The sequence below is a fragment of the Rhizobium mesoamericanum STM3625 genome (genome assembly GCF_000312665.1).
GTDB lineage: Bacteria > Pseudomonadota > Alphaproteobacteria > Rhizobiales > Rhizobiaceae > Rhizobium > Rhizobium mesoamericanum.
Map to the genome: position 1 here is coordinate 1,121,726 of NZ_HF536773.1, position 21,129 is coordinate 1,142,854.

The 21,129-nt window shown below is 58.1% G+C and carries 12 protein-coding genes; 4 read left to right on the forward strand and 8 right to left on the reverse strand.

Annotated features, from left to right (window positions below; translation table 11 throughout):
* Positions 1-8: 8 nt before the first annotated feature.
* The 7 genes from BN77_RS25510 to BN77_RS25540 all read right to left on the reverse strand — a co-directional run bounded on the left by BN77_RS25510 (position 9) and on the right by BN77_RS25540 (position 14,822).
* Positions 9-2,960 (reverse strand): tetratricopeptide repeat protein, encoded by a 2,952-nt coding sequence (locus BN77_RS25510; protein WP_007537579.1) that lies wholly within the window; start codon positions 2,958-2,960, stop codon positions 9-11.
* On the reverse strand, positions 2,957-4,126 hold the full coding sequence (locus BN77_RS25515; protein WP_007537581.1) for an alginate lyase family protein: 1,170 nt from the start codon (positions 4,124-4,126) through the stop codon (positions 2,957-2,959). Before BN77_RS25515 ends, BN77_RS25510 begins: the two co-directional genes overlap by 4 nt.
* A complete protein-coding gene (locus BN77_RS25520; RefSeq protein WP_157224515.1) occupies positions 4,123-7,863 on the reverse strand; it encodes a right-handed parallel beta-helix repeat-containing protein in 3,741 nt (1,246 codons plus the stop codon). Before BN77_RS25520 ends, BN77_RS25515 begins: the two co-directional genes overlap by 4 nt.
* A gap of 79 nt (positions 7,864-7,942) precedes the next feature.
* Positions 7,943-9,073, reverse strand: coding sequence for an alginate biosynthesis protein Alg44 (locus BN77_RS25525; protein ID WP_007537585.1), 1,131 nt, complete (start codon positions 9,071-9,073; stop codon positions 7,943-7,945).
* Positions 9,074-9,083: 10 nt separating this feature from the next.
* Positions 9,084-10,739, reverse strand: coding sequence for a glycosyltransferase (locus BN77_RS25530; RefSeq protein WP_007537588.1), 1,656 nt, complete (start codon positions 10,737-10,739; stop codon positions 9,084-9,086).
* 105 nt (positions 10,740-10,844) lie between these two features.
* The gene (locus tag BN77_RS25535) at positions 10,845-12,236 is read right to left on the reverse strand and encodes a nucleotide sugar dehydrogenase (protein ID WP_007537590.1); all 1,392 of its coding nucleotides are present in this window, start codon (positions 12,234-12,236) and stop codon (positions 10,845-10,847) included.
* 867 nt (positions 12,237-13,103) lie between these two features.
* The gene (locus tag BN77_RS25540) at positions 13,104-14,822 is read right to left on the reverse strand and encodes an alpha/beta hydrolase (RefSeq protein ID WP_007537595.1); all 1,719 of its coding nucleotides are present in this window, start codon (positions 14,820-14,822) and stop codon (positions 13,104-13,106) included.
* A 337-nt stretch (positions 14,823-15,159) separates the two neighbouring features.
* Between BN77_RS25540 and BN77_RS25545 the strand changes: the two genes are divergently transcribed.
* From BN77_RS25545 to BN77_RS25555, 3 genes are all read left to right on the forward strand, one after another.
* A complete protein-coding gene (locus BN77_RS25545) occupies positions 15,160-15,753 on the forward strand; it encodes a DUF3611 family protein (protein ID WP_007537598.1) in 594 nt (197 codons plus the stop codon).
* Between the two features lie 739 nt (positions 15,754-16,492).
* Positions 16,493-17,929, forward strand: a complete 1,437-nt coding sequence (locus BN77_RS25550) for a basic amino acid/polyamine antiporter (RefSeq protein ID WP_007537599.1) — start codon at positions 16,493-16,495, stop codon at positions 17,927-17,929.
* 14 nt (positions 17,930-17,943) lie between these two features.
* Positions 17,944-19,200: an arginine deiminase gene (locus BN77_RS25555; protein ID WP_007537601.1), complete on the forward strand. Its 1,257-nt coding sequence runs from the start codon at positions 17,944-17,946 to the stop codon at positions 19,198-19,200.
* Between the two features lie 93 nt (positions 19,201-19,293).
* Here the strand turns inward: BN77_RS25555 and ureG are convergent, their stop codons facing one another.
* Entirely contained in the window at positions 19,294-19,920 is a 627-nt protein-coding gene (ureG, locus tag BN77_RS25560) for an urease accessory protein UreG (protein WP_040678788.1), read from the reverse strand.
* A 308-nt stretch (positions 19,921-20,228) separates the two neighbouring features.
* Between ureG and BN77_RS25565 the strand changes: the two genes are divergently transcribed.
* Complete coding sequence (locus BN77_RS25565) at positions 20,229-21,122, forward strand: urease accessory protein UreD (protein ID WP_007537606.1); 894 nt, start codon at positions 20,229-20,231, stop codon at positions 21,120-21,122.
* The last annotated feature ends 7 nt before the right edge of the window (positions 21,123-21,129 follow it).

A 21,129-nucleotide genomic window follows, 5' to 3' on the forward strand; every position in this document is an offset into this window, starting at 1 on the left:
GTTGGCGTTCACTCTTCCACACCATCATCTTCAACCCCCTGCATCGACACGGAAGACATGTCTCCCGCACCCATTCTTTTGAGTTTTTTTGCAGCTTGAACATGCTGCAGGGCACGGGCCTTCTGCAGCCATTTGATTGCTTGCGCCTTGCTGGCATCGGTGTTGTCGGCTTCGAATTCCAGGGCGAGATGGAACATCGCAGTCGTGCTGCCAGCATTCGCGGCTCGCAGCTCCCATTCGCGCGCCTTCTTCGGATCCTTGTCGACGCCGATGCCGTACTTGTAGACCTCGGCCAGCCTGTACATGGCGTCGGGAGCGTCCCAGCCGGTGCCAGCGGACGCCCGTTCCAGCCAGAGGATGCCAGCCTCGGGATCGCGCTGGGTACCGAAGCCGGACAAAAGCGCGATGCCGGCTCCGATCATTGCGGACACATGACCTTCTCTGGCACCGCGCATGTTTAGTCTGAAGTTCTGTGACGCGTCGACGTCAGGCCCAATGGCTGCGCCATAGGTCTCCGCAAGATCACCCCAGGCAAAGACGAAGCCGTGCTGGGCCGCGGAGCGCAGCAGCTGAACGGCCTTGTCTTCCTCCCTCTTGACTCCGCTGCCCCACATGTAAGCGAGGCCTAGATCGCGCGTCGCCATGCGGCTTCCCGCATCGGAGGCAGTTTTCAGGTAGGTCGCCGCGACGGTGAGATTGCGTTCGACGCCTCTGCCTTCTCGATAGGCGCGCGCCATGCGCATGTTGGCGGTCGGGTCGTCCGGATGGAGGGCGATCACCGCGCGGTAAAAGCCAACGGCCTTCTCGCCATCTTCTTCGACATACTTGCCGTCCATATAGAGGTCGCCAAGTTTCAGCAGGGCATCGACGTCACCTTTCTGAGATGCCTGTTCCAACAATTCGAGACCGGCCCGAACATCTTTGGCTTTTCCTTTCCCCTCGATGTAGACATTGGATAGCGCAACGGCAGCGCCCGGGATTTTTGCGTCGGCGAGCTCGCGCAGCATCGAGGCTCCCTGAAGATTGAGACGTATGTCCGTCGGCATCAGCATGGCGCTCGCAAGATGTACCTTCTCGCGTGGAATCTCGCTCATCGTCTTCACGGCAACGCGCAGCCAGTCCACCCCGACATTCGGATTTTGGGCGCGCTCGGACAGATATTCGTAGAGCTCAACGGCCGCTGGACTATTGTTCTTTCGAGCGGCCGCGGTCAGCCGATCGATTGCTTCATCCAACTTACCGTTTGCCTTGAGGAAGCGCGCCATTTCAACCGGCGCCTCCCGGTTTCCTGTTGCGATTGCATCGGCGAAGGCTTCGTGCGCATCATGAAATGCGCTTTCCCCGCCACGCGAGAGATAAAGGTTCGCCAGACTGACCAGAGCATCGGTGGCGCCGAGCGAAATGGCCTGCTTGTAGAGGGTGACTGCCCTGTCGAAATCTTGTTCGACGATCTCGCCGTTGGCATAGGCCTCAGCCTCCTTCAGCATGGCGCTCTCGCTGCCGGCTCGCGAGGCACGCGCGATATAGGGGAAGGCTTTCTTGCGTTTTTCGATATCGGAGGATGAGAGATAGACCTCAGCCAGCCGATTGAGCACCTCGACCGACTCAGCCGTGGCAAGGGCTCTGCTATAAAGCTCGATCGCCTTCGTCTCGTCCGCCTGTCCGAAGACGCCTTTGGCATACATGTCGCCAAGCAGCAGTTGACCGGAAACGCTTCCCTTGGCCGCAAGCCCGTTAAGCTTTTCGAGAGCAAGCGCGACGTTTTCCTGGCTTCTCAGCGATGGCGCGTCGATAACCAGATGAGCTAGTCTCGTCAGGGCGGCATTGGAGCCGTTCCTTGCACCAAGCCGGAAGATGTTTGCGGCCCTCGTCTGGTCGATCACGACACCCGCTCCATCACGAAAGCTCTCGCCGATCCGGATCAGATCCTCGACATTCGCCACACCGCCGGACATGGTCGCCTCATAGAGCTGGTCCGACGACAACCTGCGCTGCTCGGCCGTTTCCTGCATTGCCTGTGAATAATAGAGAACCGCCGTCGCGTCCTTCGCGTCGATCAACTTGGCAATCCAGAGGTCGTAGACCTTCGGCGGAACCTTCAACGGACCGGCATCGGTGAAGTCCCGCACCAATTCCTCGGCAGCCTCGATCGATCCATCGCGGGCGGCCGCCTGATACTGTTCGACAGCGGCAGCGGGATCAAAGAATGGCATGTCGGGATTGCCGAGCAGACGGGCCACCCAGACAACGGCGGTGGCTTGCCCCAGTTGCGCGGATTTTCGATACCAGGCCAGGGCCTCTTTCTGATCCTCTGGCTTGTCCGACAGCCTTCGATAATATCCGCCGAGATCAAAAGCGGCACCGGCATCCCCTCGCGCAACGCGCTGACGCAGAAGGTTGAGCCCGAAGCTGGTCATTGCAGTCGCCTGCTCCGGTGTTGAACCGGCGAGCTTCGCGAGTTCGAATGCCGCCGCGCCATCACCCAGGCGAAGGGCCAGATTGAGGTTGTCGCGCGCTTCTTGAGCCCGGTTGGGAAGCGACGCCAGCTTTTGCCCGCGGACATAAGCCGCTTCGGCATTGCCAGTCTTTACGACGTCATCCAACAATCCAAGCGCGCGATCGACGTCAACCAGCCCGCCCTCGCCCGAAAGCAGCATCTTGGCAAGCACAAGCTTTGCTTCCGCCTGTTTGATGCCGGCAACGGTCACGGCTGCCTCGAGGGCCTGGCGTGCCTTGGGATAGTTTGGAACCTTCAGCGAATTGTCGGTCGAGACCACCACGCCGCTCCGCAGCTGCTTGGCGATTTTCAAAAGACCCTCGCCATCGTTCTGCTGAATCAGCAGATCGACCTGTTCGGCCGGCGTCGCGGTCACTTGGGCGGTTGCCACGAGCGGCGTTGACAATAACGCCAGATAGGTGGTTGCAAGCAGAACGACGAGATTCTTCTGGTAGAGTGTCATCCAACCCTCCAGAAACACGTGGCGTTGCCACCGGCGAATTCGTCGATGAGGGGACGTTCGTTTGCGCCTTCGCGCTCCAGCAGCGCGCTTGCGCGCCTCTGAACAAAGTTTGTCGGCTCGTGGACGGCCAGTGCCTCGAGGAATGCGAGATAATGTCGACCGTTACCCCGGTTTTCCAAAAAACCGAAATCCGGCGTCATGAAATCCTGTTCCGGCCCGGGAATGTAGTTCTCCGCGGAATAGGCATTAATCAGGATTGGATTGGTCATTCCATTCATCCAGTAGGACAGGACCGTCCACATGGATTTGCTTCTTCCATCGGCCGTCACCGTGGCGCCGAACAGGTCATTCTGCCCGCCCGCGGCAATCTCAGCCATGACGGTCATGCTGGTCAGCGATTGGCGCATGTACCAAAGTGCGCGCGCCCCGCGACGGGTTTCCAGAGGCAGGCTGCCATCCGCACGTGCGTCGCCCAGGATGACGCGAAAGCGGTCGAGCCCCTTCTGATAAAGCTTCTGGTCCCCCGTTAGGCTGCCCCAGGCCATCAGGACGCTGTCGGCTAAATAGCGGTGATTGTTGTAGTCGACGCTTCCCTCGAAAATCTGGTCGGTTCGTCGCACCAGCGGATCGATCCAGGCAATCAGCTTCTGCTGTTCGTCGTCGCTGAGGCCGTCACGGATGATCGAATAGGCGACAACGGTCGGCAGCATCAGGCGCTTAAGCGCATAGTAGGCGTCGTGAACTTTCTCGGTTTCATTGAATGCCCCTGAATTCGCCCACTTCAGAAGGAACGTCTTGAGCATCTCCTCGGCCCGCTTGTCGCCGGCAAGTGCACGACCGGATAGAACCATGACCGCCCATGCGTACTGGTTGCCAGACCGGTCCGTGCCGTATCCCTCTGTGGTCGTCAGGCCCTTGATGACCTCGATGTTCAGCCACTTAGCGTCGGCGTCGACCGCAAGGCACGCCTTGCGCGCGTCGGATAACGGATTCTGGGCGAGAAAGGCCTTGCGGACCTTTACATCAAAGAGACCCTGATAGCCGCCATCTGTCACTTGCGTCACAGATGCCTGCGTCCAGCTCGGCAGCGCCGCCGCACTGAGCATGGCTGCTACCAGGACAATTCCGCTGTTTACGGCGAGGAAAGAGTGAGGCGCATTCTTCAACTGCTGTCTCCTTTTCCATGGAAACTCTCGAATTGCACGGAGCCGCGCGTATCCGTGCAATTGCCGGACGTTTTGCTGTCAAAGAAAAGTGTGTCGTTCTCCCCCAAGAACCGGGCCTCCCTGAAGGCGCATTCGTAGTTTGCAGGGCGTTGCGGACGGCATGTGGATGTGATCGCCACGTCCTGACGCCCATTGAAGCGCAGCACGTGGCCCTCGAACGGGCGCGCGTCGCCGTCGAGGAGGCGGCCTTCCTGATCGTGAAACTCGTTTTGCGCCAATGTGAGCCCGGAAACGCCGGCAGCCTTTATCCCTTTGCCGTTTGCAGAGATAAGGTTGTCGGACGCGGTAAAGGTCGTCAGCGGCACATAGGGGTCCATCACCAGATCGCGCTTGTGCTCGCCTTCTGCCAGCGACAGATCGCTGATGTAACCGCTGATCGCCTCGAGCTTGTTATGGACGATGGCATTGTCATGGACGGTGATATCCCAGCTGTTTCGCATCCGCACGCCGGAACGGCCGTTCTCGACGAATGCGTTGGCAACCGCGAGGTTGCAGCTGCTCTCGAAGAATGTGAGGCCATCCTGGACATTCTCGAAGGAGAGGTTGCCATAGAGAAGATTGTCCACGCTGTCGCGGTCGAGCATCAGGCCGGAGCCCTTGTTGTGGAACACCACGTTGCCGATCTTCCAACTGGCATCGACGCCGCGAGAGATGATGATCCCGTGCTTCACCATCGTGTCGTGCGCAGTGTTGAGCGCAATTAGCAGCCGTTGCGAGCGGTCGTGAGGATCGACGCCATAGAGGACGTTGTTTGCGTATTCATTTCCGATGAGCGAGATGTCGTCGGCCTCATAGGAATAGAAACCGTACTCGAAGTTATGAAAATAATTCTCGACGACGATGCCGGTCGGGTTTCGCAACCTCTCCCGGGCCTTGGCGATTGTCTTCGGTCCGGCAGAAAACGTCAGGCCGAACGACTTCGAGGCTGCATACCCGAGCGAATCCAACACTGATCCGCCAATATACATTTCGGAATTGCTCCAGCCGACGATAAAAGGCCGGAATATTCCGCGCGTATCTGGACCGGAGTTGCGCGGTTTTTGCAGGGCTTCGTCCCATGAAGTTACGGTTGTGTCTTGAATGTAAAGCGTGCCGCCGACCGCGACAAAGGCCCCGGCAGTGGCAGACAAACGATAGGTGGATGCCTCCTGACCGGACAAGATCAAGCCTGCTCCCTCACCAACAAGCAAGGGCGCACGAAGCGTTACGATGTCGCCGTCCCGCTCGACCAACGGTTTGCCAGCCATGCTGTCCAGTTGCGTTGCGAGACTGCCCAGCGTGTAGATCCCGCTCTGGATGACGATGATCCGCGGATAAAGAAGCCCTTGTGCGCGCGCGGCATGGGAAAGACCGGTAAAGCCGGCTGCGAGGTCCTCCATGAATTTGCTTTCATAGGGGCTGAGATTTCCGAGCGTTATCGAGACTCGTCCCGGCGTCGGCAGCGGAACCATCGAGCGGGTCGTTGCCGCCGTCTTGCTTATGTCAGGGTACCCGTAATTGGTGAACAAAGCGCCCATCGAGGACGTCGTACGCAGGGACATTCTGCCATCACTGAAGACCGCCGTTGAGGGTTGGGAGAGATCATCCCCCGTCTCCAACGCTACCTTCTTCAGCCAATCCTTGTAGTCCGACGGATCACCCTTCCCCATTCCCCAACCGAGCCGATCGAGGTGGTGCAACTGTGCTTCCGCGATTGCACGAAACGTCCGTACCCGCAGCATCGCATCGTGAATATCCTTGGCGGCAAGAATGGCAGTCTTGACATAGTTTGGATCGTTGGCAGCCGCGACCATCACGTCGGCTTTGAGCTGCTCGTCGGCTGCAGCTGGAGGGCTGTCAAGATAGGCAATCGCGCTCTTTGTATCACCAGACAGTGCAGCCCGGCTCGCGATGCGTCCTGCTGCTTTGGCCTTGAGCTTCTCATCGGAAATCTTGCTGACGAGCTTCTTCGCGAGCTCGATCTGGTTGGATTTCGACAAGTAATCGATGATGTCGAAGAACAGATCGTCACGCGTCTCTGCCTTGTCCACTGCGCCTGCATAGGCAATCGCCTGCCCCACGACATCGCTCGCCTTCTCAGCATTGTTCTTGCCGGATATCTCCTTGGCGAGGCGAAGAAGCGCTTCAACGCGGTATTCCGGTTCCTTGATGGAGGTTGCAAGCCCGAGCGCATCGTCGATTTTGCCGCTGCGCGCCCAGACCCGGACGATCTCCGATTGCACGCGGCCCTTGTCCTCGTCGTTTGTTATCTCTTCGGCAATCTTTGCTGCAGCGTCGACATCTCCCTCTCTCGCCTTTGCGCGGCCTATGCCCGAGAGCGCCTGCTCGCGGTCCTTGAGGGTCGTGATTTTCACGAGAAGCGCTTCAGCCTTCTTCAAATCGTCGCTGTCTGCAAACGCCTTGGCAAGATTGCCGAGAGCGCTGGATGCTCCCTGCATGTCGGTTAGCTGATCTGCAAAAGCCTGGGCGTCATCGAAGCGCTTGAGATCGGTCGCGCCGCTTATAGCTGCGACAAGCGCCGCATCCTTTGCCTCGCCGCTTAGCGATTTAACGAGCTCCGTGCCCCGGTCGTATTGCTGCCCGGCCATCTTCGCCAAGCCGCGGTCGCTGAGTTCGGAGGCAAGGGTGAAGTCGATTTCCGCAAGCCCCGGGCCACGCTCCATCGCATCGGTCATTGCGGTCGCGTCGATCAGACGGTTGGCATCGACACGATCCTTGACGATGCGGACGATCAGATCTTCCTGATCGCTCCGGTCAGAAAGGCTCGTGGCAAAAACTGGGAACAGGTTCACTTCACTTGCTTTCAGCGCCGCACTGAGGACCTCGTTGACAGCATCCGCGCGATGTTCGGACGCTTCCGGATCTATGGCGAGAGCCAACAGCAGTGCCTGCTCCACCCTGCCGGCTTGGAGTTCGGCCTTCATCGCCGCGGAGATGTCCTCGAACTTGGCGTCCTTGATGTCCTTCTTGCCAAGTTTCCTGTCGCCAAGAATCCGCAGCGCGATGTCGTAGCGGGCAAATCCACGCATGCGCGCTGGCCACATGCCACCAACGGCCTTGTTGACGATGTTCGAAGTCAGCTTCGGCTCGACGTAGGCTCCCACCTGAGCGATGTTATTGAGGGCGGCATTCTTCTCCTGCGCGGAGGAAATCTTTGAGCTAACGTCAATTGCTCTCTCCAGGAGGTTTAATGCGGCATCGTGATCGCTCGCGATCTGTCGCGCATAGTTGGCCAGCGCCGATACCTTAAGCTCTGGCGCCGATAGCGTATCGACAAGATCGTCGATCCGCAGCCTCGTCGCAACCCGTGCATCCGGGTCGCTCGCCTTGTCGGTCAGGCTTGAAAGCGTGGCACTCAGCGTCCCTGTCGTGACGACGTCAGCGGTAATGCCGTCCGCCGCGAGGTCGGCGATGCTCGCTTTGGCAGCCTCATCACCACCTTCCGCACTTACCGAAAGCGCAGCAAGCTGATCGCGGGCGCGGTCATAGGCTTTGATCCGCTCGGCAGGTGTCTTCGCCTTGTCGACATCCAGGACAGATTGACGGATTTTTTCGACGATCTGCTGAACGCTATCAGATGTCTCAGCGTATAGAGGATACGTCCCGACTGCGCCGAACAGGGCGGTCGCAGTCAAGACAGAGGCGGCCAATCCGGCGAGGTATCGTTTTCTGCTCATTCGCATTGACTCCCTCAACTCATGTGTCCTTTTCGGGTTATCGAACTTGCCCGATGCCGTGTGTTCTTGAAGCGTTCCCTCATCCATTGGTTTCGGCGGCAGGTTGGCTCCTTGTGCCGGTTGGGCTGATGGCGTTCCTCAACATTTCCGGCAGGCTTGCGGTCACCCACGGGGACTGCACAAATCGCACGGTCACAGGCGTTCCGACGATGTGGGAGAGATCGGCCTCCCCAACGTCAATGTTAATCGGGATCTTGTTTCCGGACTGCAGATCGGTACTTGTAAGCCTCGGCAGATCCCGGATGGTCGCATTCGAGATCCGCTCGCCATGAGCGAGCTCGACCAGGACACGGGCGCCCTTGTAAAGACGCAACGCCTGGGAGTAATCGACCATCGCTACGACGTGTGGCTTGGCGTTTTGCATGCTGAGTGAAAGAAGCCGCTGCCCGGCACGGACCTGGCTGTCCAGCGAAACTTGCACATCCTGAATAGTGCAGTCGCAGCGGGCCAGCACGGTGACGCTGCGGTTGTTGGCGGTCGGAAGGATCGTCGCCACGGGGTCACCAGCCCTGACGGCTCCCTGTGTCACGATATTGGTAACCACACCGTCCGACGGCGCGATCACTGCAGCTGAATCGATAGTCACAAGCGCCTCGTCCGCGCCAAAGGTCCAGAGCTTCTGGTAGAGTGCACCCCATAGGAAAAACAGCAGCCCGAAGCCGAGGATCGCAGGCAGCGCGATACGCAAAGATCGTTTGGCAACGGCTTGGAACCTGTGGCCCGGAGTTTGATCCTCAGGGCCGGAATCTTTCTTGCGAGAGAGTGGATCGATGGATCGGCCCGACAGATCAAGCACGTCGTTGAGCGTGACGACCTCGCCTGTCAAATGGGCGTCGCGCACATAGCGCAGAAAGCGAAGCTGTTCCTCCGTCAGCGACATGTACTGGAAGCCGGTGCGTCCCTTCGTCGGGTCGCAGTAGCGAACCTGTGCCTCCACCCTCAATGTGAAGACAAAGCCATCGAAGGGAAATTCAAGGTCGACCGGAAATGTCTTGAATTCCGGCAGGACCGTCTTGCCGGTCGCAACACCAATGCCGCCAACCGACCAGTCAAGACAATTGTACCGGTATCCGTCGATGACGCACTTCAAGGGGAGTTTGTAACGTGCGTGCTGGCGCTGTACATCCGCTTCGAATTTTACGACGTTCATATCCACTCCCTCAATTTATCGGGTCCAGCCCGTAGGCCATTGCAAGTATGGATGTGTCTGGAATTGCCAATTGTCCCAGGACGAGGGCGACGATCGTTACGAAAATCATGATCGCGATGACATGTGTAAGTGTGGACGAGGCTTCGCGAACCCGGTTTTCGAACCGTGTCCGACTATCCACCAGCGTCGTCTTTTGACGCGTCCACTTCTGCTTGTTTAGATGGAAGAAGATGTAGGTCTTGATGATCGATCCGTAGATCTGGTTGAAATAAATGAAGAAGGGGTAGAGGGCTGAAACACGTCGGCGCGAATTGAACAGCATCAGCGTCAGCAGATAGCGCGTGACGAGCACCCAAAGAACGTAGATGAGGAAGGCGAACGGTGTTTCGAATAGTCCGACGAGCACGACCATCGCCAGTCCCGCGAGCGAGGTCCACATCGAGACACGCTGATCGAAGATCGTCCACCAAGTGAAGAGTCCGGTTTTCGACGATCCCAGTGCCAACGCCCGTGAATTCGTGCGCAGCATGTTGCCGAACCAGCGCACCATCAACTGGGTCGCTGCCGGCAGGAAGTGTTTCGATGGAGGCTCCTCGACGGTCGCGACGACGACGTCTGGAATGTAGAGCATCTTGTAGCGGTTGCGCAGGAGCCAGAACCAGCTCGACTTGTCGTCCCCGGTCAGGAACTTCAGCCGACCGAACCGCCAGTGATCGACGTAGTCGGATTCGACCTGCTTTACGAAGTCGGGGTTGCAGATGATCGAGGCCCTGAACATCGACATGCGGCCAGTCAGCGTCAGCACTTTCCGGGACAACCCGTTCGACGACATCAGGATATGGCGCTGCGCGAAGCGCAAGCTGTACCAGATATGGAACTTTGCCTTGCCGTGCACGCGCGAGACTTCGTCCGTGGTGAGCGCGCCAACGCTGCTGTCTGCCCGGAAAAAGCCCACGCATTTGCTGACAAAATCCGGAGGGACGATCGAGTCGCCGTCGATTACGGCTACCACGTCGTCGGCCTCGGGTTCCTGCCGGGAAATCGCACGAAACGCATAGGCCAGCGCATCGCGCTTGCCAGTCCCGGCGATGCGTGTGATGACAAGCTGAACATTGCTATCGTCACCGCAGATCAGGCGGTAAAGCAGTTTGACGAGACGCTGGTCGCCCATCTCGACGATGGAAGCGACCACGGTTGCGCCTCCTTGTGCACGCTTTGCCGCCTCGAATGCAGCGCGGTAGACGGCTGCAGTGGTGTCGCCGTCGATGCGGAAACTGGTGACCAGAAGAAAAACATGTTGGTCACCAAGTATGTCGGCGCTTTCACGCATCGCATTCTCGGCCTCGGCACGCATTTTCGGAAACACGATCGAGCGATAGATGTTGGAGCGCACAAAATGCGTAAGGCCCCATCCATACCGCCAGACCGCGAGGAACCCGAGACCAAAAAGCGCCCCAGAGTGAGCGCTTGCAAGACTATCGATCGGTGTAACGGAGGCCATGCCGAGGATAAGAGCAATGTAAGCGAGATGGGCTTCCAGCGTTTCGCTCCAGGCGACCAGCCATGAAGCGGATGCGGGGTCACGACCGTCGAACGTCTTTGCCAGTAGACGATCTACTGGCGCGGCAACTGCTTCATAGCCATCAGCATCCTGCGTTCCTGCCATCAGTCCATGCCTCGGTGATCATGCCATTTATGCTTTCGAGAAGCTTGGGGCTCCTCCTCTGTAGTTCGGCCAGGGATACCGGCCAGCAACCGGCGCCGTGCCGTGTCACCAGCACAGGCCGTGATAGATGACGTTTCTGTTTTCCGGTATTTCGATGCGAGCGAGATCAATGACGGTTACCAGCTTGCCGGCGGTCTCGATCGCATCCTTGAGACCCGGATACTTGTTGCCGACCACAATGACTTCGGACCGCGCGATAACATCCTTGATGCTGTCGTGGAGCAGCGGCGCGATGTGCTTGAGATAATTGCGGCCTTGGCTCGCATCCCTTGCTGCGTGAGGGTCGTAGATCGACACCTCCTTACCCTTGCCGAGAAAGCCCTCGACGAGCTCCAGCAATGGACTTTCCCTGAGATCGTCGGTATCGGCCTTGAAGGTCACGCCGATGAAGCCGATCGTCTCATGCGACGCCGCATCGATCAGCGAACGCGCGTGATCGATCTGGACGGCATTGGCAAGCCGCGCGGCGTCCAGGACAGGTGTCGGCACGTTCATGGAGCGGCCAAGAGCCGTCAACGCCCGCAGGTCCTTCGGGAGGCAGGAGCCCCCATAGGCAAAGCCCGGCTTCATATAGGCCCGGGAGATGTTCAAGCGCGTGTCGGAGCACAGCACATCCATGACGACGTGGCTGTCGATGTTCTTGGCTTTGCAGATGTTGCCGATCTCGTTCGAGAAGCTGATCTTGACGGCATGCCAGCAGTTATTGGCGTATTTCACGATTTCCGCGCTGCGCATCGGAATGACATGCGGCGTGACGCCGATATGGGCGACGAGATCCTTGAGCGCGTCAATGGAGCGTGTATCGTCAGCGTACTGCCCGAATACGATGGCACCGGGCTTGTAATAATCGGCGATTGCCGTGCTCTCGCGAAGGAATTCGGGGTAATAGGCAACGCCAAAATCATGACCGGCAATCTTCCCCGAAGCCTTCTCCAACGTTGGAATGACCAGTTCCTCCATCGTTCCCGGCAGGATGGTCGAGCGCATGACAACGATATGAAAGTCGGCCTTTTGCCGTAGCGCTTTACCAATCTCCTCGCAGACCTCACGAACGTGATTGGTGTTCAACGTGCCATCCGGCAGACTCGGTGTTCCAACACAGCAGAACGAGATTTCCGTATCGTTGATAGCGTCCACTGCGGAATGGGTTGCGCTCAGCAAGTCGTTTGCATGCGCGCTCTGAAGCAACTCATCTAGACCCGGCTCGACGATCGGAGCCTGGCCTCGGGCCAGGTGCTCGACTTTGAACCGGTCGGGATCCACCGCGACGACGGCAAAGCCGTCCTTGCTAAGGCACGCGGAGGAGACGCAACCAACATAACCCGCGCCAAATACACTCACACGATAAGGACGGGGCTCGACGCTCGGATAGTAATTCTCTAGAGCAGCGACTTTTGATTTGGAGGCAAGGCGGACGGAATTCAGGTCTATTTCCATGTGTAACCTCATCTGCGCACAGTTAAAGTTTCCGGAGAATTTGTTCGCCGGAACACATGCTTACAGCATAAGGAAACCCCCAACAGACGTGTTATTGGCCGTCTTTAGTTGTCGCGGTAAGAATTATGCTAAGCGCAAATATTGATGCTTGCAATAGGTAAAAATTAAACAGAACCAATATAGTTCGAAATCGAATGTATTTTTTTTCTGAATTAATCAAGACAAATCAACTAATTATGTGAAACTAAAAAAAACACTTTCGGCGCTTGTATCGGGATCAATATCATGCCACCCACTGATTAATCATCAGCTGATTTACTGCGAAACCGAAAAGGATCAAATCAATTCCTTCCGTGAGCTTGGAGCGTCCGCTCATATCCTTTCATATATTGCTGCGGTGAAATAATTTATACTGTTGCATTCGGTGCCTTTGTGGGGCCGTACCACCGTCCGCCGCAGACATCCCTTCATGTAACCCCATAAGAAACGTTCAGCTTTTTCTGCACATAGTCATGGCATCCGGGCCATGGCGTAATGGAAAGTAGAGCCACCGCTAGGAACCACGGCTTTCCCCCGCAGATCATCGCCCATGTGACGGCTCGAGGTTACGGCTCAGTCTTCGATGTGCATCAGCAATCTACGAGCTAAGCACTAGGTTCGGTACGATGACCGAAACATCCATGCCCGGATTATTAGGTTGGCTCGAATAGTGTTCGCGCGCCAAGACTATCGGGGGCATGAGTCTCGGCCTGAACTGCTTTGCGGCTTCCTATTCAGCATATCCAGGGGTCCTTGTGACGTTCGGCCGGTGTTCTGGGGTGATTTGACCTGACATCCGTCGGGAATCCTATCTCGCCTCCGTGAGGGTCATCCACCTCGGTTCGCGCCCGGAGTCTCTTCACCGCTGTTCGCAAGATCGGCCACCATCTTTTGTGCCAGGTATCGCTTCAGCCGGGCAATTTGGTCTGCCGACCATCCCTTCACGTCGCTGACATTGATCCACGCGTCGACATAGTGCTCGGGCGCATAAACATGCCCGTAGCCGATCGGCGTCGTCGTCGCCACCGCCATGTCCAGCGCCAGTTGCAGCATGGTCACGACAGGATACCAGCGCAAGTCCGGCGAAACGTCGGGACCCCGCGGGCCAGCCATCCAGTCGGGCATCCGGTAGAGGTCGCGGTAGTCGAAGAAGGTGACAGGATCGCTAGCGTATTGAAGATAGACGATGCGTGTTCCCCCCCAGGGCGTATCCGCAGGCAGTTTGGATCCCTGCTGGTTCATGAATCGAACAAAAGAGCCATCGCGATATTGCGGCAGCCATGCGGGCGAACCGGCAGCTCGCCTCTCGGTTACGGAGCGCCACAACTTGTTCTCGAACGGGGGACCGCTCCACAGCGCTCCATCAATCGGATTTCCGAGCATTTCCAACAGTTCCAAAGATTTTTCGGAATTCAGGGAGCCAAGGCTGAGACCATGAACGTAAAGCCTGGGCCTCCGGTCCTTGGGTAGCGTCGACCAATAGTTGTAAACCTCGACGAATAGGGCACGAGCGGCGTTCGCGCCGTATTCCGGCTCGATGATGAGCGAGAGCGGGCTGGAAAGATAGGAGTATTGAAGTGCAACGCTAGCGACATCGCCAGCATGCAAATATTCGACGCTGTCCATCGCTGCAGGATCAATCCACCCGGTGCCGGTCGGCGTAACGACGATAAGGACAGAGCGGTCGAAGCCATGGACGCGCTTCAACTCCTCCAGCGCGAGTTTTGCCCGTTGCTCTACAGTCTCGGCCGCCCTCAGCCCGACGTAGACGCGGATCGGCTCAAGCGCGCTTCGACCGGCAATGGCGCTGATGTCTGCGGCCGTTGGTCCAGACGTAATGAATTCACGGCCCGCGCGCCCCAGCTCATCCCATTTCAGCAGGGAGGCTGTACTCCCGGTTTTGAAAGGCTCCGTCGGCTGCGGGCGTTCCGGCTCGATCAAGGAATCATATTCCTCGAAGGAGGAGTCAAGCAGGTGAAACGCGGAGCGGAGGAGTAAGCCATTCGCAACAGTCCAGAACAGGACGACCGCAGCGGCGAAACCAATGACTTGTGACACCCTGCGCGGAAAAAAACGGCGTAGCCGTGTCGAAACCGCGCGGAACACCAACTGGAACAATCGCGCCAGGGCCATAACCGAAAGAAAGGTCACCGCCGCGACAAAGAAGACGTGAAGCGGGCCGACACTCGCGACTGGCTCGAGTTGCATGAACTTGCGAATGGAATTCTGCCAAGCAGTCGTCCACGACGATACTGTGCCAATAACAACAGCACAGAAGACCACAACGACAAGCCTGATGTTGTCTCGGGCTATCCCGCTCGCCTCAGGTAGTTCCATGAACGCCCACAGCCTGCGGCAGAAGATACCAATGCCATAGCCCGCAGCAAAACAAATCCCCGAAAGCACGCCCTGGGTCAAATAGGTTCGCGGAACGAGTGTTGGAGTAAGAGAGGCGACAAAGAACAGGGTACCCAACACCAGCCCACTGCTTGAAAGCGACAAGAATTCAGCCAGTTTCAAAGACTTGGGCTCATCCAACTCCCTCATGCGCCTTCTCTCCGTCACTGGATCCCATCTGGCCACCTATGTGAACCAGCACATGGCGCCAGACTACGCGCGATGAGTCCAGCGAAAAATCCCAACCGTGCGTCGCGCATTTTGCTCGAAGAGGCTGCGACGGTCCGTCCGGCGCTGCCTCCGGTCAGATCGGACCTCGAAGGGAGCTGCGACACGGATGAATGCCCTGGTCCCAGCCAGAGCCGGAGAGCGTGGAGATATTGGCCGGGGGCGAAATGTTGTATAGTGTAAAAGCCTGGGTTGCTGGGTACCGCGGAGCGGTTAGAGCACTGCACCGCCTGCATTGGGTTCAACCGGAGCCATAAAGATGTTGAAGTCGAGTGCGGACAGTGGACTTGCGAGGGCATTTTCGCGGCTCGGTTGGATTGGCTTCTGGATGCAGCTGGCCCTTTGGCTGATCTCTATCGGGTTGACAGTGTACATTTTCATACTGGATCGCGACCCCAGCCTGGCAACACGTGGTGCCTTCACGCTGGTCAAGTACTTGACCGTCGCAAGCTTGGTTGTGATTACGTTCACAATGATCTGGTTCTACCGATACACAATGCTCGCGGGACATATTGCTGACCCCGATCGCCGCCCCCCTGCATCAACCATTCGCCGAATAGCGGGGACCGGTGTCGCAGCGAGCATGGTTGGCCTCGTCTTCTCGATGTTGATCATGGTGTTCGAGGTAACGCAGCTCTTTCTTCATTTTCTCCGCGCGCCAAAAGCCGGCGTCCCTGTCATCCAGACGACAGGCGGCCCGGCGAGCTGGGTATCGGCCGGCGATATCCTCAACTTGGCCGTCATCATTCTGCTTACCTTTGTCGAGGTCGTTGTCCTTGTGTTCAGCCTCTGGCTGCTGTTTCGCGCGTCGACCGCTTCCGCCGAATATCCTCACCCTTACTATCCGGAGTGAACCGCCCTTCGAGGGACGGCAGCCAGACGAACGCACCACTGCCCTTGGCCGATCGCTTCGCGGACGCCTGGTGCGTAGAACAAAGGGCCGCTGACGCGCTCGCTGCGACGGGCTTGCGGCGTTTTGCATCGCCGCGACCAGGGGCGTGACGTAGGCAGCGGGAACAGCCCACATCGCCCGGTTCCGGCCGTGAGCTATAGAGTGTGAGCTATAGAGTAAGTTGCCATTGCTCATAAACATGGGAAAAGCGAGTTATAGAAACGGCATCTGTACCGTGGGCGCTCAGCAGCGCGCCGGCATAGGGTCGAGCGGGAACTCATTCCGCGGCGGAGTAGATAGCAGCCCTGTCCGGATTACTGCCGATAGTTCCCTGCCAATGGCGGCTCTCCCTCGGGAGCCCCCTCTCGGTTTGGCATTCTGCAATCGTCAAGCTTCGCGCGTCTATTGGCTTTAAGCCATCGAAGGGATTTGAGAGTCCCGAACCCACAACCTGACCTGATCCCCACGGCCCACGCGAACACGTATTCCGTCACAAACACACAGAGTACGCTATGCAAGCACTGCGCGAGCTTGTTGCCGTGTTCATCCGCTGACCCAGTCAGCTGAAATCGGAACTTTGAGCATAATTTTGGGATTCTGCGCTGATCACAGTCATTGTTGTTCGGCACTATAGTCCTAGCGAGCAGACAGACCTCCAAGGCGAAACATAAGGTTAAACTAAGCACTTATCGGGAGAACCATGAGCACCGAAGCGACGCAGAAATTCTCGCTCCTAACCCTGTCCGGAATGGTGGTCGGCTCCATGGTCGGCGCCGGCATCTTCTCGCTTCCACGGACGTTCGGCCTCGCCACGGGGCCGTTTGGCGCCGTTATTGCCTGGTGCATCGCCGGCGGGGGCATGTACATGCTGGCGCGCGTCTTCCAGTCGCTGGCCGAACGCAAGCCCGATCTCGACGCCGGTGTCTTCGCCTACGCCAAGGAAGGTTTCGGCGACTATCCCGGTTTTCTCTCGGCCTTCGGCTACTGGATCGGCAGTTGCATCGGTAACGTCTCCTACTGGGTGCTGATCAAATCGACGCTCGGTGGATTCTTTCCCGTCTTTGGCGACGGCAACACCATCGTCGCCATTCTGGTTGCGTCTGTCGGCATTTGGCTCTTCCATTTCACGATCCTGCGGGGGATCCAGCAGGCGGCCTTCATCAACACCGTGGTTACGGTCGCGAAAATCGTTCCCATCCTCGCCTTCATCATCATTCTCTTCTTCTTCTTCAAGCTCGACCTATTCCGGGCCAATTTCTGGGGCGGCGAAGGCATGCCGGAAGCAAGCCTCCTGCGGCAGATTCAGGCGACGATGCTGGCGACAGTCTTCGTTTTCATCGGCATCGAAGGCGCGAGCAACTATTCACGCTATGCGCGCACGCGCGCCGATGTCGGCAAGGCAACCATCATGGGCTTTGTCGGTGTTTCCGCGCTGATGGTGCTGGTCACGCTGCTACCCTACGCGGTCCTGACACGTCCCGAGATCGCTGGCATGAGCCAACCTTCGATGGCCGGCGTGCTTTCCGCTGTCGTCGGACCATGGGGTGCGGTTTTCATCAGCATCGGGGTGATCGTCTCGGTGCTTGGCGCCTATCTAGCGTGGTCACTGGTCTGCGCTGAAGTGCTCTACGTCGCAGCGCGCACGAACGACATGCCCCGCCTGTTCGGCACCGAGAACCAGAACAAGGTGCCGGCTGCCGCGCTCTGGCTGACCAACATCGTCGTGCAACTCTTCGTCATTAGCACCTACTGGTCACAGGATGCGTTCGCGCTGATGTTGAATTTGACAAGCGCCATGTCGCTGATCCCGTATTTTTTGGTGGCGGCTTTCGGCATTCTGATCGCTCGTAGAGCCGAGAGCTATGACGTCATCAGGCCACAGGAGCGCAAGCGCGACCTGACGATCGCCAGCATCGCCGCGATCTACACGATCTTCATGATAGTCGCCGGCGGCATGAAATTCGTCCTTTTATCTGCCCTTCTCTATGCCCCCGGAACGCTGCTCTACTTCTGGGCCCGCCGCGAGCAGGGCAAACAGATCTTTAACACGACCGTCGACTGGGTGATCTTTGCGGCCGCCGTCATCGGCTGCGTCGCCGCAATCGCTGGATTGTCCACCGGCTACCTGACAATTTGAGAGGGAGGAAACGCATGTCTTCTGATAGCTCCGCCCAGCAGGCCTTCGGCGTTCATTCTGAGGTCGGACAGCTCCGAAAGGTCATGGTGTGCGCTCCCGGCCGGGCCCATCAGAGGCTGACGCCGACAAACTGCGATGACCTTCTCTTCGACGACGTGCTCTGGGTCGATAATGCCAAGCGCGATCATTTCGACTTCACCGTCAAAATGCGCGACCGTGGCATCGAGGTGGTGGAGATGCACAACCTGCTCGCCGAGACCGTCGCCGTTCCACAGGCCAAGAAGTGGATACTCGACAACCAGGTCGTACCGAACCAAATCGGCCTTGGGCTGATCGATGAGGTTCGCTCCTATCTCGAAGGCCTGTCGAACCGTGATCTCGCCGAAACCCTGATTGGCGGACTATCGACCTATGAGTTCCCCGAAGCGATCGGCGGCGAGCAGTTGGCCCTGATCCGCGATGCGGCAGGCGTCAACGAGTATCTGTTGCCGCCTCTGCCCAACACGCTCTATACCCGCGACACCACGTGCTGGATCTACGGGGGCGTCACACTCAACGCGCTCTATTGGCCGGCGCGACACGAAGAGACGATCCTGACAACGTCGATCTATAAATTCCATCCGGACTTCGCCGGCAAAGTCAACGTCTGGTGGGGCGACCCGACCAAGGATTGGGGCCTCGCCACCTTTGAAGGCGGCGACGTCATGCCGATTGGCAAGGGCAACGTGCTGATCGGCATGAGCGAGCGCACCTCGCGCCAGGCGATCAGCCAGGTGGCGGCGGCGCTGTTCGAGAAGGGGGCTGCCGAGCGCGTCATCGTCGCAGCCATGCCGAAGCTACGCGCCGCCATGCATCTTGATACCGTCTTCACCTTTGCCGACCGCGACTGCGTGCTGCTCTACCCCGACATTGTCCATAACATCGATGCCTTCTCCTATCGGCCGGACGGCAAGGGTGGGGTGGAACTGCACAAGGACAAGGGCAGCTTTATTGAGACAGTGCGCGATGCGCTCGGGTTGAAGAAGTTGCGGGTGGTCGAAACGGGCGGCAACGCCTATGTGCGCGAACGCACCCAATGGGACAGTGGCGCCAACCTCGTTTGTGCCGCACCTGGCGTGGTCTATGCCTATGACCGCAACACTTATACCAACACGCTGCTGCGCAAGGAAGGCATCGAAGTGATCACGATCACCGGCGCCGAGCTCGGCCGCGGCCGTGGCGGCGGCCATTGCATGACCTGCCCGATCATCCGGGATCCGGTGGATTACTAGACTTGATTGCGGATGGAGCGAGGAACCAATTCGAAATTGGGTGAACCTCGCTTTTTTCCGGCTGCAACCGAACCGAGAATCTTTTTAAGGCTCTCATTCGCGAACCGACGACAAACCACCGTTGTCTATGACAAAGCGGATGATGTCCGCGACCCCCTTGCCGCGCGAAAGATCCGTAAATACGAATGGTTTTGCCCCGCGCATGCGCTCTGTATCGCCACGCATCACCTCGAGATCAACGTTCACATACGAAGCCAAATCAGTCTTGTTGATGATCAGGAGATCTGACTTGGTGATCCCCGGTCCGCCCTTGCGCGGAATTTCTTCACCCTGGCACACAGAGATGACATAGAGGGTCAAGTCGGCAAGATCAGGCGAAAAGGTCGCTGCGAGGTTATCGCCTCCGGACTCGATGAAGACGATGTCGAGATCGGGAATTCTGCTGTTCATCTCGGCAATGGCCTGCAAGTTGATCGAGGCATCTTCACGAATGGCAGTATGGGGGCAGCCTCCCGTTTCGACCCCAAGAATTCGGTCCTCGGGCAGCGCTTGCTGCCGCGCCAGGATCAAGGCGTCCTCCTTCGTATAGATGTCGTTGGTGACAACGGCGATGGAGTATTCATGGCGCATCGACTTGCAGAGCTGGGCTGCAAGCATCGTCTTTCCTGAACCAACCGGACCGCCTATTCCGACCCGAAGGGGTCCATTTTTCGATGACATGTACATGGCCTCTTCACAAACTGAACCATTGAGTTTCTGTGTCAGCAAATGAATACCGGGCTATCGCAGTCGCCGGGCGAGAGCACCAACAGCGGTTCCTGGCCCTTTTCGCATTGGCTTGAGCACTTGATCACGCCGATGACCATTCGGTGTGTCCATCCGTTGTCCCTCATTCCATAGCCCAGATTGCGTCATCCAAGAAGGGAGGGAGAGGGAATTGGGACGGAGAGCCGACAAATAGGACATACGGCCAATGGCCTCCATGCTGCCCTATGATACCCTTTATCTAGACAGCTGGGATCCAAGTGATGCACGTGCCACCTATTGCCGAGGAGCAGCTCGATGAGGTTGCGAGTGCAACCAGGCATGTTGATGCGCTGCCGAGCAGCTGGCAGGGGGAGCTGGAGTTATGGTTGGAGTCGCGCAACGGCAAGACACGGCTCATCCGACGCCGCCACTTTGGACCGCTTATCGTTCAACAGCCATTCAATCCTGAAGCGGATGGCACCTGCCATATCTACCTGCTGCATCCTCCAGGTGGCATCGCCGAAGGCGACAAGCTTGAGACGAAGATCCACCTTGGACAGGGCGCAAGGACCCTTTTGACAACGCCGGGCGCTACGAAATTCTATCGTTGCCAACAAGGCGGCAGCGAACAGCGCATCTTAATCGATGTCGGAGGGGCCGCGGTTTGCGAATTCTTCCCCCAGGAAACCATCCTGTTCGATGGTGCTGACGCCATGGTCGAGACGCGTGTGTGTCTTGCCGCCGACGCGACCTATGTGGGGTGGGACCTGGTTTGCCTCGGGCGTCCGGCTGCTCAGGAACGCTTTACGAGCGGCCGGGTCAGCCTGCGCACGGAAGTCCTGTGTGAGGGTAAGCCGGTGTGGTTTGAGCGCCTTGGTCTCTCCGGCGGCTCACCCTTGTCTCGATCACGTTACGCGCTGGCAGACCAGCCGATCTTTGGCACGATGATCTATGTAGGGCAGACAGTGGAAAATGCCGCCGATCGGGTGCGGGATGCCTTGGAGGGGCATGCCGGAGACGTGTTTTCCGTGAGCCAACTCGAGAAGGTGGTGGTCTGTCGTTATCTCGGGCCGAGGATCTCGCAGGCAAGGACCCTTTTTGCCCGGGCGTGGGACGTTCTGCGAACGGCATGTCAGGGCAAGCCGGCAAGTCCACCGCGGATCTGGGCAACGTAGGCGAGGA

Coding starts and splice junctions, on each gene's coding strand:
- BN77_RS25510 (WP_007537579.1), bottom strand. CDS start 2,960: ATGACACTCTACCAGAAGAATCTCGTCGTTCTGCTTGCAACCACCTAT.
- BN77_RS25520 (WP_157224515.1), bottom strand. CDS start 7,863: ATGAGCAGAAAACGATACCTCGCCGGATTGGCCGCCTCTGTCTTGACT.
- BN77_RS25525 (WP_007537585.1), bottom strand. CDS start 9,073: ATGAACGTCGTAAAATTCGAAGCGGATGTACAGCGCCAGCACGCACGT.
- BN77_RS25530 (WP_007537588.1), bottom strand. CDS start 10,739: ATGGCAGGAACGCAGGATGCTGATGGCTATGAAGCAGTTGCCGCGCCA.
- BN77_RS25535 (WP_007537590.1), bottom strand. CDS start 12,236: ATGGAAATAGACCTGAATTCCGTCCGCCTTGCCTCCAAATCAAAAGTC.
- BN77_RS25540 (WP_007537595.1), bottom strand. CDS start 14,822: ATGAGGGAGTTGGATGAGCCCAAGTCTTTGAAACTGGCTGAATTCTTG.
- BN77_RS25545 (WP_007537598.1), top strand. CDS start 15,160: ATGTTGAAGTCGAGTGCGGACAGTGGACTTGCGAGGGCATTTTCGCGG.
- BN77_RS25550 (WP_007537599.1), top strand. CDS start 16,493: ATGAGCACCGAAGCGACGCAGAAATTCTCGCTCCTAACCCTGTCCGGA.
- BN77_RS25555 (WP_007537601.1), top strand. CDS start 17,944: ATGTCTTCTGATAGCTCCGCCCAGCAGGCCTTCGGCGTTCATTCTGAG.
- ureG (WP_040678788.1), bottom strand. CDS start 19,920: ATGTCATCGAAAAATGGACCCCTTCGGGTCGGAATAGGCGGTCCGGTT.
- BN77_RS25565 (WP_007537606.1), top strand. CDS start 20,229: ATGCACGTGCCACCTATTGCCGAGGAGCAGCTCGATGAGGTTGCGAGT.